This is a genomic window from Rhodococcus sp. G6(2025) (assembly GCF_058628105.1).
This window is the reverse complement of the sequence record NZ_CP179751.1, coordinates 163988-177497: the sequence shown is the minus strand read 5'-3', so window position 1 is coordinate 177497 and position 13510 is coordinate 163988. Positions and strand designations below refer to the sequence as shown.

Below are 13510 nucleotides of genomic sequence, written 5' to 3'. Positions count from 1 at the left end.
ACACACAACGTCCCCGAATTCTAGATTGAGTTCCACCAAGAGGACAGCCGTTCGTATCGCAAACAAGATTTCGGATTCCGCTGTCGCCTCACCCAATCAGGATCATCCAGGGAGTCATTGCCCGTGAACACTCCGAACCCGCCCACAGGCGCGGAGCCAGCATCTGCTTCTGGCCAGCGCAAAGCTGTGGCATCTAGCGTCGTCGGCACCGTACTCGAGTGGTACGACTTCTACATCTACGGCACCGCCGCGACGTTGGTGTTGGGAAAACTCTTCTTTCCAGACCTGAGTCCACTGGCCGGAATGCTTGCCGCTTTCGCGACCTACGGCATCGGGTTCTTCTTCAAACCGGTCGGCGGCATCATCCTCAGCCGCTTCGGCGACACCTTTGGCCGCAAACGCGTGATGATCCTCAGCCTCGTGGCGATGGGCCTGGCCACTGGCGCCGTCGGGCTGCTGCCCACCTACGAGGCGATCGGCGTCGCCGCGCCGGTCCTGCTGGTGTTGCTGCGGTTGATTCAGAGCATCGGAGCGGGAGCAGAATACGGCGGCGCGATCACGCTGGTATCGGAGTACTCCACCGACAAGCGCCGTGGCCTGATGGCCAGCCTCCCGGCGATGGGCGTATCGCTCGGCATCCTGATGGGCACCGGCATGTTCGCTCTGCTCTCACTGATGCCGGACGACAAATTCGAGTCCTGGGGATGGCGGATCCCGTTCCTCATCGGATTCTCGCTGGTCGCCGTCGGCCTCTACATCCGCACTCAGGTCGACGAAACTCCCGAGTTCGAGAAGCTCAAGGAAGAGAACCGGATCGTCAAGGCGCCGTTGCGGTGGCTGTGGTCGGAGCAACGCCGCAATCTCCTCATCGCCGCCGGCGCACGGTCCGCCGACGCCGTAGGTGGGCAGTTGTTCAACGTCTTCGCGATCGCCTACACCGCATCATATCTGGACCTGCCCAAGCACGTAGGGCTCACCGGCGTCATGGCCGCCAACCTGGTCGGGCTCGTCGTGATCCCGTTCACCGGCTCGATCGCCGACAAGTACGGTCGCCGTCCCGTCTACCTCGGTGGTCTCGCTTTCCTGGCGCTGTTCACGTTCCCGTTCTTCTGGATGGTGAATACCGAGTCGTACCTGCTGGTCGTCGTCGCCCTCGTGCTCGCCTACGGCTTCGGAGTCAAGGTGATCTTGTCCGTATCCGGCGCCTACCTCGCCGAACTCTTCGACACCCGCGTTCGAAGCAGTGCGGTTACCACCGCACGGACCGCTTCCGACCCGATCGCCGGCCTGACGCCGCTGATTGCCACCTCACTGCTCGCCGCCGCCGGCTCCTACTGGGCAGTCGCCCTGTTCTTCCTCGGCTTCGTCCTACTGGCCTTCTACTGCGTGTTCATCGGTCCGGAGACCCAACGCCTCGGCGTCAACCACGACGACACGGACACCCCCACGCCACTCCAAGAACACTTGGTCAGCAAGGGCGAAACCCGATGAGCGCCAACAGTGTGGTCATCGTCGGCGGGGGACTGGCAGGGATAGGCGCAGCACTGTCCTGCGCCCGTCTGGGAATCCGCAGCGTGCTCGTCTCCGAGTGCGACTGGCTCGGCGGGCAGGTGTCGAGCCAGGCCATCCCGCCGGACGAGCATCCGTGGATCGAGTTCGCGGGATGCACCCACAGCTACCGCACCTTCCGCAACAACGTGCGCACCTTCTACACGGAGCACTACCCGCTCACCGCGGACGCCAGGTCCGCGCGCCTCCTCGACCCCGGGGGCGGGAACATCGGCCCGCTCTCGCACGAACCGTTCGTGGCGGAAATGGTCATCGAGCAAATGCTCGCCCCGTGGCGCAGCCGCGGACTTATCGAAATCATCCGCGACGCGCGCGTGGTACGCGCCGACACCACCGGCGACCGCGTCGATTCGGTGACCGTCGAGTTGCTCGACGGAACACAGCGGGAGATCAGCGGCGGCTACTACATCGACGCGACCGACCTGGGCGACCTGATCGACGCCGCCGGGATCGAGCACGTGGTCGGCGCCGAGTCGCAGAGTCAGACAAGTGAGCCCCACGCACTGCCCGGAGATCCGGACCCGACCGACCAGCAAGCCATCACATGGGCGCTGGCCCTGCGTCTGTCACCGGACACCGACAACATCATCGAACGCCCCACCAGCTACGATTTCTGGCGCAGCTATCAGCCGAACTTCTGGCCCGGCCCGCTGCTGGGCTGGGAGGTGTCGGACTACGTCACGCACGAACCCCGCCACCGGCCGCTGTTCGTGACTGCGCCCGGCCCCACCGGGATCCGCTTCGACCTGTGGCACGCCCGGCGCGTTCTCGCCGCAGAAAACATGGACGGCGACTGGACCTCGGACAACACGATCGCGGCGTGGCCGATGATGGACTACATGCGCCTACCGCTGGTCGGTGGCGATCCCGAGCACAGGGAGGCCGCGCTGGACGAGGCGCGGGAGTTCACCCGATCCTTCCTGTACTGGATGCAAACGGAGGCGCCGCGTCACGACGGAGGCGTCGGCTATCCGGAGTTGCGTCCACACACCGAAATCACCGGAACCGCAGACGGCCTTGCGAAGAGGCCATACATCCGGGAGGGCCGCCGCATCGCGGCACTGTTCACCGTTGCCGAGCAGCACATCGGTGTCGCCGCCCGCAACGGATTCGATTCCGCCGAGCACTTCGATGATTCGGTCGGCATCGGCGCCTACCGGATGGACCTGCACCCCTCGACGTCGGGACGCAACACCCTCGATCTGGACACGTATCCCTTCCAGATTCCCCTTGGCAGCCTGATCCCGGTCCGGGTCCGCAACGTTCTCGCTGCCGGGAAAACCATGGGCACAACGCATCTGACCAACGGCGCCTACCGTGTTCACCCTGTCGAGTGGTCGGCGGGTGAGGCTTCCGGCGCTGTCGCCGCATTTTGTCTCGGTGCAGGCGTCGAACCTGCCGAGCTTCGCGCGAAACCGGAGCTTATCGCCGACCTGCAGTCGCTGCTCACCACTCGCCTCGGCATCGATCTCGAGTGGCCCGATTTCGGTCCCCTCACTCCGACCCACCGGTTCGGTTACGTCGCCACCACCTCATCATGACTACCGGAACAACATACCGACATGGAGGATCCGTGTTCGACCTTCTCGCTGTCGATCCGGCGGCCACCGCAAATACGACCTCGCTTACCTGTCCACTCGCTCTCGAGTGGACTGAGTACGGCAACCGCATGAATGCTGTCAGCCCCGGGAACACCCGCCTCCGCACGGTGGCCGATGCGATCACGAGCCGGCGCGTTGCCGAACGCCGCATCCCGGAGCGCACGCATCAAGATCTTTTTGTGGAACCTGGCGAGATCGCCGAATCCCCACCCCCGCTCGGTAACCCAGGACCCGCCCACGCCACAGACCAAACGCTCACTATCGGCGGAGGATGGTCGATCAATGTCGCCTTTTGAATCCATCTCGAATGCATCCTTCGTGCTACAGGAAGCAGAGGCAGTACGCGTAGTTGGTGAGTTCGATGTCGTCGTCGTCGGCGGCGGCCCTTCCGGTGTTGCTGCCGCAATCGCCGCAGCCCGATCAGGCGCCTCAGTCGCGCTCGTCGAGCGGTCCTCATTCCTTGGGGGCACAGCAACTGGCGCAATGGTGGCGAGCTTCATGGGCTTCTTCTGGCGCAACCGCCGGATCGTTGGCGGCATCGCCATGGAGCTGGTCGAACGTATTCTCGCCCGCGAAGCGTCGCCGGGCTTCGGCCGCTATGTTTTGGCCGAAGCGAGTGACGCCCCAATCGACGTAGTCACCTTTCCGTTCGACCCCGAGGTGATGAAGATCGTCCTCGACGAGATGCTCGTGCAGAGCGGCGTCCAGCTCTACCTTCACTCGCAGGCCGTCGCACCGATAATCGAGAACGGCACATGCACAGGAATCGTCTACCAGGGTATCGAGTCGCGGAAGGCGCTCCGCGCACGCGTTGTCGTTGATGCCAGCGCAAACGGCACGGTAGCAGTCGGCGCAGGAGGCCGACGAGAAAACGAGCGAGCCGACCCTCGAACCCGACAACCCATGACCCAGATCGCTCGGCTTGTGGATGTCGACATGCCACGATTCCGGTCGCTAACAAGGGCAGCGAAAGCTCAGCTAGCTGTCGAAGGCGTCAGTCTGGGCGTTCTTTCCCAGAAGTTGCTATCGGTAGTGAGCTCCCCTCATGGCGACGATGCAATCATCCTGATGACACGAGTGTCCGGCAGAGACGGGACAGATGAGGCGCAACTCGCGCTCGCCGAAGTTGACGGGCGCCGGATGATCGATGGCCTCGTGCCGTTCCTACGACAGTCCGTGCCCGGATTCGAGCGAGCGAAGCTCGGAACGATCGCGTCTTGGATCGGCGTCCGCGAAACCTGGCGTGTCGTCGGGAAGTACGTAGTGACGGGCGAAGATATAAGAACAGGTCGGCAATTCCCAGACGCGATTGCGCTTGGCGGCGGGCCGCTCGACATCCATCATTCAGATGGTGTGGGTATCTCACTGACCATCCCCGACTCGCCGTTTCAAATCCCGTACCGCGCCCTGCTGGTGCCCGGTGCTCCTGGAGTCATCGTCACAGGTCGATGCGTCTCAGCGACTGCTGAGGGTATGGGTGGGATGCGGCATATGGGAACAGTGATGGCACTTGGCCAAGCCGCAGGAACGGCAGCTGCTCTGAGCGTGGCGCTCGATATCGAGCCCAGTCGACTCGATCCGGTCACTCTTCAGAAGAACCTCGTGAAGGACGGAGCGATTTTGACCCTCTCAGCCGCCGCTGTTGAACTGGAGGTGCACTAATGGACCCACAGGACTCTCCTGCGCTTTACGCCGTGCGGTATGAGTACACGCCCGGCACTGCGACCGCTCGCGATACATTGCGCCCAGACCACATCCGCTTTCTGGAGGACCTACACGGCCGCGGCCAGTTGGCTGCAAGCGGTCGGCTGGAAGACGATGCCAGTCCAGGAGCACTTCTCGTCATCTCTATGGGGTCACCACAAGAAGTCGCGCGGCTCCTCGACGGAGACCCGTTCTGGAGCGCCGGCGTAATCGAGACACGGGACGTTCGCAGATGGAACGTCGCATTCGGACTGGAAGGGATCATCAAATGAGGGTCGCCAACACGACCGCACCACGCACCATCGAGTTCGTCGAGCGCCCGCTGCCCGCCGTCCAGCGAGGTACCGCCTTGGTGCGCGTCGAGCATGTCACGTTGTGTGGAACGGACTTCCACATCTGGGAAGGCGAGTACCTGAATCCGTTTCCAATCGTGCAAGGTCACGAAATTGTCGGAACCGTAGCCTCCATCCATTCTGACCACCCAGCGTTCCAGATCGGCTCACGCGTGGCCGTATCGCCGGTGCGCACCTGCGGGAAGTGTCACGCATGCTCGGTCGGCAGATCCAACGTCTGCCGGGACGTGTCAGTACTGGGGTGCTACGAAGACGGCGCCTTTGCCGAGTTCATCGCAGTGCCAATCTCCGCTCTCCATTCGGTCCCAGACACCGTGCCCAGCACACTTGCTCCACTCAGTGAACCAGCCAGCATCGCGCTACAGGCTGTGCAACGGGGCCGTCCCCAAGCAGGTGAACTCGCGCTAGTCATCGGCTGCGGCCCCATCGGACTGATCGCGACGCTTGCGCTCCGCGAGGCCGGCGTGGACGTGGTCGCCGCCGACACAGTCCTGTCGCGCACGGATACCGCCCGGGAGTTCGGTGCGGCAAGCACCGTCGTGATCGACGTGAGCGCCCCCTTCCCAACTGGGTCTGAGATCGCGAGTGCAATAGGCGACAGCGAGCGTCCGGTCACACTGATTATCGAAGCCACTGGATCACCAGCCGCCTTCATCGGCGCCGTCGAGATCGCCGCTCCGACCGCGCGCGTCGTCGCTGTGGGAATTTCCGACCGCGAAGTGACGATCCCGATGCGCGCCATCCCATTGAAAGAACTCGACATCCTCGGTAGTAGGAACAGCTTGAACCTGATCGACGAAGGGTTGCGCCTCATCGAACGCAACCCGGAGCACTTCGCCGCTCTGGTAACCCACCGGTTCGCTTTCGAGGAGATTGAGCAGGCGCTGTCCGTCATGCGCACGGATCCGGCCGTGGTTCGCAAAGTCCTCATCTCATTCGAAGGCGTCAACGTATCGCACGGGCACAGTGGCTAGGGCCGAATTCGGTAGGTTGGACCTCGCTGTCGCGGTCGTCACGCGGATGAATGAGTTGCAATATTAACGCGACTCGGACGGCAATGGTTAGTTCCTCGGGCATCCTCCTCGCTCAGTATTTGTAGACGCATAGCCGAGTCGTTGACGGGGCGGTGTCCGCTCCCGGTTTGCTCGTGTACGTGTGGGACGGATGATCGTACGTTTCGTTCTTCGTCGGGCGGGATATGTGGTCGTGGTTGTCTGGTCCGTCTATACGCTCGCGTTTTCCGGGTGTATGCGTTACCGGGCGCTCCGATCGCGATCATGCTCGAGCGGCGTTCGGCTGGAGCGGGGCAAGCAACACGGAAGCTCTCCAGGTTCTGAGTGAGAAGTGCGGATGCGCCCGGCCCGGTCTGGGCATCGAACCGGGCCGGGGCTATCGCCGCGTCGGCCTGTTGACGGCGGCTGCGTCTGGTCGTCCGGCTCCGAGGCAACCGATTCGATATCTCTCGATCACAGGTGGCTCAAGGAGTAGGTCTTTTCGCCGAGGACGGCGCATGTCAACGGACATTCGTTCCCGCCCACTGACGGACACGAAACCTGCCCATAGGCGGACACGTTTCTGCCCACTGGCGGACATCCGTTTCTGCCCACTGGCGGACACGAAACTGCCCACGGTGTTGTGTTGTGGTCAGGTGAGTGGGTCGACGCCGGTGCCGGCGAGGGCTTGGCTCATCCGGATCGATTTACCGCTGGTCTGACACAGGTGGGCGTGGTGCATGAGCCGATCGACGGTGGCGGTGGCCAGAGTCTTGGGCATCAGCTCGTCGAATCCGGCCGGATGAAGATTCGACGACAGCGCCAGGGCGCGTTTCTCATAGGCGGCGTCGACCAGCCGGTAGAGGCCCTCGGCGGCGTCGGCGGCCACCGGCAACAGGCCGATGTCATCAATGACCACGAGATCGGCGCGCAGCAGCTTGGTCAGGGCACCCGAGACCGAGTCGTCGGCGCGGTGCCGGCGGATCAGCGCGCCGAGGTCTTCGAGGGTGAACCACAACACCTTCCGTCCTCGTTCGACGGCGTGCTGGCCGAGGGCCTCGAGGAAGAATGTCTTCCCGGTTCCCGAGGGTCCGCAGACCACGAGGTTCTCGCGCCGCTCGATCCATTCCAGGGTGCGTAGCGCCTGCTGGGTCGGGGCCGGGATGGACGACAGTTCCGGTTTCCAGGCGTCGAAGGTCTTGCCGGTGGGAAACGCGGCGGCGGCGCGGCGGGTGGCCAGTGCCGAGCGTTCCCGGCCGGCGGCCTCCTCGGTGAGCAGCGCCTTGAGGACCTCGGCGGGTTCCCACCGTTGGGCGCGGGCGGTGGCCAGCACGTCGGGAGCGGCGCGGCGGATGTGCGGCAGCCGCAGCCGGTGCAGCAGGGTTTCCAGGTCGGTCGGCAGCGGCGGCGCCGCCGGTGGTGCGGTGGTCACGAGGGTCTCCTTCGGGTGCCGGTTGAATCGGACGGTGAACTCGATTAGTCTGCGGTGCAGAGTTTTTCGCGTCAGCGTGGGCGGTGTTCCTAGAGTTCGGTGGCACCGTCGACGGGAACCTCGCCACCGAGGGCGGCCCAGCCGCTGGTGCCCTGGGCCAGGGACCGGGATTCGTCGGCCCGGTGGGTGCGATCCGAGGCGGCGCCGGCGGGGTGGGCGTCGAGGATCGCCATGAGGTCGCCCTCGGCGAAGCGGCCGTAGGCGGCGGCGTGCCCGAGCGCCCAGTCGACCCGGCCGGCGCCGAGCAGTTTCGCCAGCGACACCGCGTGGTCCATCTTTACGCGGATCTTCCCGGTGCCGGCCTCGGCGGCCTCACACAACCACAGCCGGGCACCGGCACCGATGTCGCAGAAGGCGCGTTCGGCGTCGGTTCGCGGGATCGGCTGACGGTCGAGGATCCCGGCCGGGGGCGGCGGGAAGTGCTCGTCGCAGATCTGCGGGGAGCCGGGGCGGGCCCGCCGGTGCCGGGCGACCTCGACCGGGCCGGTGTCGCCGTGGTGGACGAAGATGATCCGCTCACCGGCACCGGCGCCGTGTGCGCGGACGAACACCGTCTGCCCGCGCAGGGTGTGCGGCACCGAGTACTGGCCGTTCTCGAACGCGACCATCGGGGTGTTGTCCGGGACGATGCGGGTCACTCCCCAGGTGACGGTGTGTGCGGCGGCGGGAACCGGATGCAGGTGGAGGCGTTCTTCGGCGAGCATCTCGGCCGGGATGCGGCGGGTGGTGCGGTGGGTGCGGGTGTTGACCTGCTCGCAGAACTGCGTGCAGGCGGCCTCGAGGTCCTCGAAACTGTCGTACTCGGCGGCGAGGTTGTGGTCGGTGGGCACCAGGTCGGCCTTGGCCAGCTTGACGGTGTTCTCCACCCCGCCCTTGGTGGCCGGGTCCGCGGGCAGGCAGGTCTTGACGACCAGGCCGTAGAACCGGGCGAAGGAGACCACACCCGGGTTGCGGACGGCGACCGAGGCGATGTGTTCGGTGGTGACCATCTTCTCGTTGTCGGTGAGCAGATACGTCGGGACACCACCGATCCGCCGGAAGGTCCGGTCCAGGCCCGCGTAGACGGACGGGGCGGTGCGGTCGCGCAACGGGATCACCACCCGGTGCCGGCACCAGGCCAGCCACGCGCACAGCAGCACCGTCTTGGTGCCGTCGACGACCGGGCCGTCACCGAAGTCGTACTGCAACCAGAGGCCGGGTTCGGTGACCCACGGCCTGTGCACCCTGGTGTGGCCGAGCCGGTAGGCGCGTTTGATCCGGGCGACGGCGCGGCGGGTGGTGCGTTCGGTGCCGGTGAATCCGAGGGCCAGCAGCTTGTCGTGGGCGATGTCGGCGCGGACTCGGCCCTTCGAATGTTCGACCCATTCTTCGATTTTCGGTAGATATTCGTCGATCAGCATCGGTCTCTTCTCCCGCGGTGGGGTCGGCGCATCGGCGGTGTCGCGTTCGGCGACGAGGCGGGCGACGGTGTGATGGGAGCACCCCGCCAGTGCGGCGGCGGCACGGTAGGACTTCGTCAGGTCGTAGGCAGCAAGAATTTCCATGACTTCCTTGGCAGACTTCACGGTGGCCTCTCCTCGGTGGCTCGCATTTTCGGCGTGGTAGCACCGTCGAGCGAACCCGAGGAGAGGCCCCGATCCGGGGAGGCGATCGGGAAGAAAATCGAACGTGCCGTATCAGGCGGACAGACCCGGGTGGGCAGTTTCGTGTCCGCCAGTGGGCAGAAACCCGTGTCCGCCAGTGGGCAGTTTCACGTCCGCCTGTGGGCGTTTTCGTGTCCGCCTATGGGCAGTTTTTCATGTCCGCCGACAGGCGCAGGGCCCGGGTCGGGTTGAGATCGACCAAGCTCGACCCGGGGCACCGACAATGCCTTCATGCGGATCGGGAACCTCGGGGAGTTCCAAACCGAATTCCAATGAACTGTCTCTGAGTGGCGCTGCGGAGGACTTTGGAACATTTATGGGCGGCTTGCTCTGTGTCATAAAGAGACCATCGGCCGGTGCCCGGGTCGACGGCGCCGAGGAAGTACCCGTGCGCGCCGTCGAGTGACCGATGGGTCATTCCTTGGCAGAGCTACAAATTCGCACGGACGCCACCCGTCCTCCCCTGACGGGGTGGAGTCCACAGAGGCGGGCACGATGGGGTTCAGGCCGATCGCACTTCGACAATCATCTCGACCTCGACGGGGACGTTGCGCGGCAGTTCGGCAACTCCGACGGCAGAACGTGCGTGTGTTCCGGCATCGCCGAAGATATCGACCAGGAGTTCGGAGGCGCCGTTGAGGATCGCTGGTTGGCCGTTGAAGCCGGGGCTGGAGGAGACGAATCCGACGACTTTGACGATCTTGACGATGTGATCGATTCCGACCAGGGCATCGATGGCTGCGAGGGCATTGAGTGTGCAGATCCGGGCTGCTGCGGTGGCCTCTTGGGAGGATGTGTCGGCTCCGACTTTGCCGGTGTACGCCGACGAGCCATCCACGAGCGGCAGCTGTCCGGAGGTGTAGACGAGGTTTCCGGTGCGGAGTGCTGGGGTGTAGGCGGCGGCGGGGGCGGCCACGGGTGGGAGTTGGAGGCCGAGTGCGGCGAGTCGGGCTGTCCAACGTCGTGGATTCGACGGGGTCGTTCGGTACGTATCTGTCATCTCCATGTCTTTTCCTTGATGAATGTGCTGCGCGTCTGTCACTGTGCTCCTGTCGGTGGTCGGGTGAACGTGGTCAGCGGCGGTGGGGTGTCTTCGAAATGAGTTGTCCGCCGGTGGCGCCGGTAGTTCGTCCCTCCAAGAGGGTGGGTATGCCGTTGACCAGTACCGTGCGGACGCCGGTGGCCAGGTGCCAGGGGTCATCGAACGTCGAGGTGTCGATGATGGTGGACGGGTCGAACACGACGATGTCCGCTGCATTCCCCGCCCGTAGGGTTCCTCGGTTGGTGACGCCGATGCGGGAGGCTGGCAGCGACGTCATTTTCCGGATCGCCTCTTCCAGGGGCAGTGCGTGTTCGTCGCGGACATACTTGCCGAGTACACGGGCGAAGGTTCCGAAGCTGCGCGGGTGCGGGTGACCGTCGCCTGTTGCTGTCATGGTCCAGCCGTCGCTGGCCACCGAAACCCATGGGTGGGTGAGCACGGTGGTGACATCGGCGTCGCTCATCGCATGATTGACGATGGTGGCGGTCGCATGGTGTGCGGCGAGCACCGCGAGGGCCGCCTCGGCCGGGTCGCATCCATGTAGGCGACCGATCGCTGCGATCGACAAGCCGATGTGCTTCCGGTAGGGCCCTTCTGGAAGTTCGGCGAGGACCACACCTTCGGGGTCGATGTCGCGGCCGAACCGGGCGCGGAGCTGCGTGGCGATGCGGTCGCGGGTGGCGGGGTCGGCGAGGCGTTCGAGTAGTGCGTCGTTTCCGCCGTCGAGTGCCCACTTCGGCAGCCGGGACAAGAGGGTGGTGCTCGATGCGGTGTAGGGGTAGACATCCGCGGCGACGTCGAGCCCGCGGAGGCGGGCTGCGTCGATCAGGTCGAGGGCGGCCTTGACCGAGCCCCAGTTCTCCGGACCCATCGCCTTGAGGTGGGAAATCTCGAGCCGTGCCTGCGACAATTCGGCCGCGTCGATGGCCTCCTCCACAGCCGCGAGCAGTTGCGAGGTCTCATTGCGCATGTGGGTGGAATACAGCAGCCCGGACCCGGCCGCCGCGGCCACGAGAGCGCGGATCTCCGGGGAGTCGGCGAAGACCCCGGGGGCGTAGATCAGCCCGGTGGAGAACCCGACCACGCCGGGTTGGGTGGACGATCGCTCGATGAGGGCGCACATCTGCGCGAGTTCGGCGGGGGTGGGTTGCCGGTCTTCGTCACCGAGCACTTCGAGCCGCAGCGCGTTGTGGCCCACCTGCAGGCCGACGTTGACCGCGGGCGCGGCGTTGCGCAGCGCCAGGCCGAACCCCGCCGCATCGTTCCAGCTCCAGCTCAGCTGGGTGTCGTCGAACAGGGTTGCCCGGCGGATCCGGGCACTGTCGGTGGCGGGAAAGGGGGAGTGTCCGCAATTTCCCACGATCAACGTGGTGACGCCCTGGTGTATCTGGGTGACCGCGGCCGGGTGGGCTTCGAGGGTGAAGTCGGCGTGTGAGTGGAGGTCGATGAAACCGGGCGCGACGATGCACCCGGCGGCGTCGATCGTCGTCCGGGCGGGAAAAGGGCCGGGGCCGATGGCTGCTATCTGTCCACCGGTGACGGCGATGTCGCTGCGGATTCTGGGGGTACCGGTCCCGTCGATGACGTTTCCGCCGGTCAGTGTCAGGTCGTACTGCACGGAAAATCGGCTCCTATCGGGTTTCGAAGAAGATGATGGCGGTGTACATCAGGGTGGAGGGGATCAGCATTAGCCAGCCGGTGATCAGCATGTTCCTGAGGTTGAGGGACCGGGCGAGTCCCATGGCACCGATCATGTTGGCGTTGGGGAAGGGGCCGTAGGTGTCGGCCTTGGACGCGAAGAGCAGTACGACCACCCAGGTTCCTGCGCCGACGCCGACGCTGGCGGCCAATCCGCCGAAGACCTGGTCGAGGAGCACGACCTGCGCTGCGGTGGCGCCGGGTATGCCGACCCAGCCGAGGAGCGCGATGGCCAGTGCGAAGACGAAGGGGGAGAGTCCGCTCAGCTTGCCGCCGTATGAATCGAGGATCACGTGGAAGGGCTCGATGAGGTTGATGGCGGCGAACAACACCGCCAGCAGCCAGAACAGAAGAAAAACACTGATCAGTGATGCTGCGCCGTCGTAGATTTGGGCGGCGATCTTGTGTGGGGTCAGTCCACCGGCCAGGCCGGTGACCATGGCGAGAACGGGAAGGGCCAGGAGCGGGAAGGTCGTCCCCGCCGAGGTGATCGTGGCGTACACGATGCTCGCGAGGAGGGCGACGACGAAAACTGCGGTGGCTCTTTTGCTGGACGGGGTGGATTGGTGGTCGAGGGCACCGAGGTCCTCTGCATCGTAGAAGTCGTTGTCGTTCAAGGTCCGTCGCTGCATCCACGGCACCACCAACAGCCCCATGATGAGGGAGAGAACCGCAAGGGGGCCGGCGCCGTAGAGCAGGTACTGCAGGTAGCCGACCTCGGCGGCGTCCATGATTGCCACATTGGAGCCGGCGAACGGTGCCAGTGCCAGTCCGGCGCATCCGCCGATGAAGATCATCGACGCAGTGGCCGACCGGGTGAACCCCATTCGGGCGGCGATCGGCAACAGCAGTGGTACCGCGATCGCCAGGGCGCCTGCCAGGGTGCCCAGTGCCGCGACCAGAATCAAGCAGGACAACATCATCCCGAGTGTCACCGCGGTCTTGTTCTTCTCACCCACGGTGCGCATGATCGCGTGCACGATGGTGCCGGCGACGCCGGTCGCCCGCAGTACCTCGGCCAGGCCCGCCCCGAGCATGATGATCAACCCGATAATCGTGATCTGGTCTCCCACCGACTCGCCCAGCACGTCTGCGACGGCGTCCGGTGCGGGGAGCAGGATCAGGAAGGCGGAGACGATCGCGACGACGGTCGCCACCATGATGTCCATGCCGAGGAGGGCGAGGACGGCGTAGAGGGCGATCGGGAGTAACCCCCACAGTGTGGGGCCGTCCACCATGATCCCGGCGACCAGCGACAGTACCAACCCGCTCAAGGCAATGGCGTTGAGGAGGTGGTTCCGGCGGCGGGGAATCGTTGTGGCGTCGTGATCGTCGTGGGGCTGTGCGTCTTTGACTGCGGTGGAACCGTTGTCGTTGCTGTTCATGGTTGTGTCCTCTGAGGAGCTACGCGGACAG

11 protein-coding genes are annotated in these 13510 nt (G+C 65.0%); 6 read left to right on the top strand and 5 right to left on the bottom strand.

Annotation, left to right across the window (positions count from 1 at the left end; translation table 11 throughout):
- The first annotated feature begins 123 nt into the window (after positions 1–123).
- Genes ACLIVD_RS37870 through ACLIVD_RS37845 form a run of 6 tightly spaced genes read left to right on the top strand, consistent with a single transcriptional unit; the run spans position 124 to position 6201 of the window.
- Positions 124–1491, top strand: coding sequence for an MFS transporter (locus ACLIVD_RS37870; protein ID WP_491933131.1), 1368 nt, complete (start codon positions 124–126; stop codon positions 1489–1491).
- Positions 1488–3110: an FAD-dependent oxidoreductase gene (locus ACLIVD_RS37865; RefSeq protein ID WP_491933130.1), complete on the top strand. Its 1623-nt coding sequence runs from the start codon at positions 1488–1490 to the stop codon at positions 3108–3110. The genes ACLIVD_RS37870 and ACLIVD_RS37865 overlap by 4 nt, the downstream gene beginning before the upstream one ends.
- Positions 3111–3142: 32 nt before the next feature.
- Positions 3143–3466, top strand: coding sequence for a hypothetical protein (locus tag ACLIVD_RS37860; RefSeq protein WP_491933129.1), 324 nt, complete (start codon positions 3143–3145; stop codon positions 3464–3466).
- A complete protein-coding gene (locus ACLIVD_RS37855) occupies positions 3453–4832 on the top strand; it encodes an FAD-dependent oxidoreductase (protein ID WP_491933128.1) in 1380 nt (459 codons plus the stop codon). The genes ACLIVD_RS37860 and ACLIVD_RS37855 overlap by 14 nt, the downstream gene beginning before the upstream one ends.
- Positions 4832–5146 carry a YciI family protein gene (locus ACLIVD_RS37850; RefSeq protein WP_491933127.1) on the top strand — a complete coding sequence of 105 codons (315 nt, stop codon included), beginning with the start codon at positions 4832–4834 and terminating at the stop codon, positions 5144–5146. The genes ACLIVD_RS37855 and ACLIVD_RS37850 overlap by 1 nt, the downstream gene beginning before the upstream one ends.
- Positions 5143–6201, top strand: coding sequence for an alcohol dehydrogenase catalytic domain-containing protein (locus ACLIVD_RS37845; protein WP_491933126.1), 1059 nt, complete (start codon positions 5143–5145; stop codon positions 6199–6201). The genes ACLIVD_RS37850 and ACLIVD_RS37845 overlap by 4 nt, the downstream gene beginning before the upstream one ends.
- 670 nt (positions 6202–6871) lie before the next feature.
- On the opposite strand, the gene istB is transcribed toward ACLIVD_RS37845, so the two are convergent.
- From istB to ACLIVD_RS37820, 5 genes are all read right to left on the bottom strand, one after another.
- A complete protein-coding gene (istB, locus tag ACLIVD_RS37840) occupies positions 6872–7651 on the bottom strand; it encodes an IS21-like element helper ATPase IstB (protein ID WP_005241291.1) in 780 nt (259 codons plus the stop codon).
- An 89-nt stretch (positions 7652–7740) separates the two neighbouring features.
- Positions 7741–9276: an IS21 family transposase gene (istA, locus tag ACLIVD_RS37835; protein WP_491930691.1), complete on the bottom strand. Its 1536-nt coding sequence runs from the start codon at positions 9274–9276 to the stop codon at positions 7741–7743.
- Positions 9277–9856: 580 nt separating this feature from the next.
- Positions 9857–10354, bottom strand: coding sequence for a RidA family protein (locus tag ACLIVD_RS37830; protein WP_491933513.1), 498 nt, complete (start codon positions 10352–10354; stop codon positions 9857–9859).
- 73 nt (positions 10355–10427) lie between these two features.
- Positions 10428–12014, bottom strand: a complete 1587-nt coding sequence (locus ACLIVD_RS37825; RefSeq protein ID WP_491933125.1) for an N-acyl-D-amino-acid deacylase family protein — start codon at positions 12012–12014, stop codon at positions 10428–10430.
- A 13-nt stretch (positions 12015–12027) separates the two neighbouring features.
- Positions 12028–13479: a Na+/H+ antiporter NhaC family protein gene (locus tag ACLIVD_RS37820; RefSeq protein WP_491933124.1), complete on the bottom strand. Its 1452-nt coding sequence runs from the start codon at positions 13477–13479 to the stop codon at positions 12028–12030.
- Positions 13480–13510: the final 31 nt, after the last annotated feature.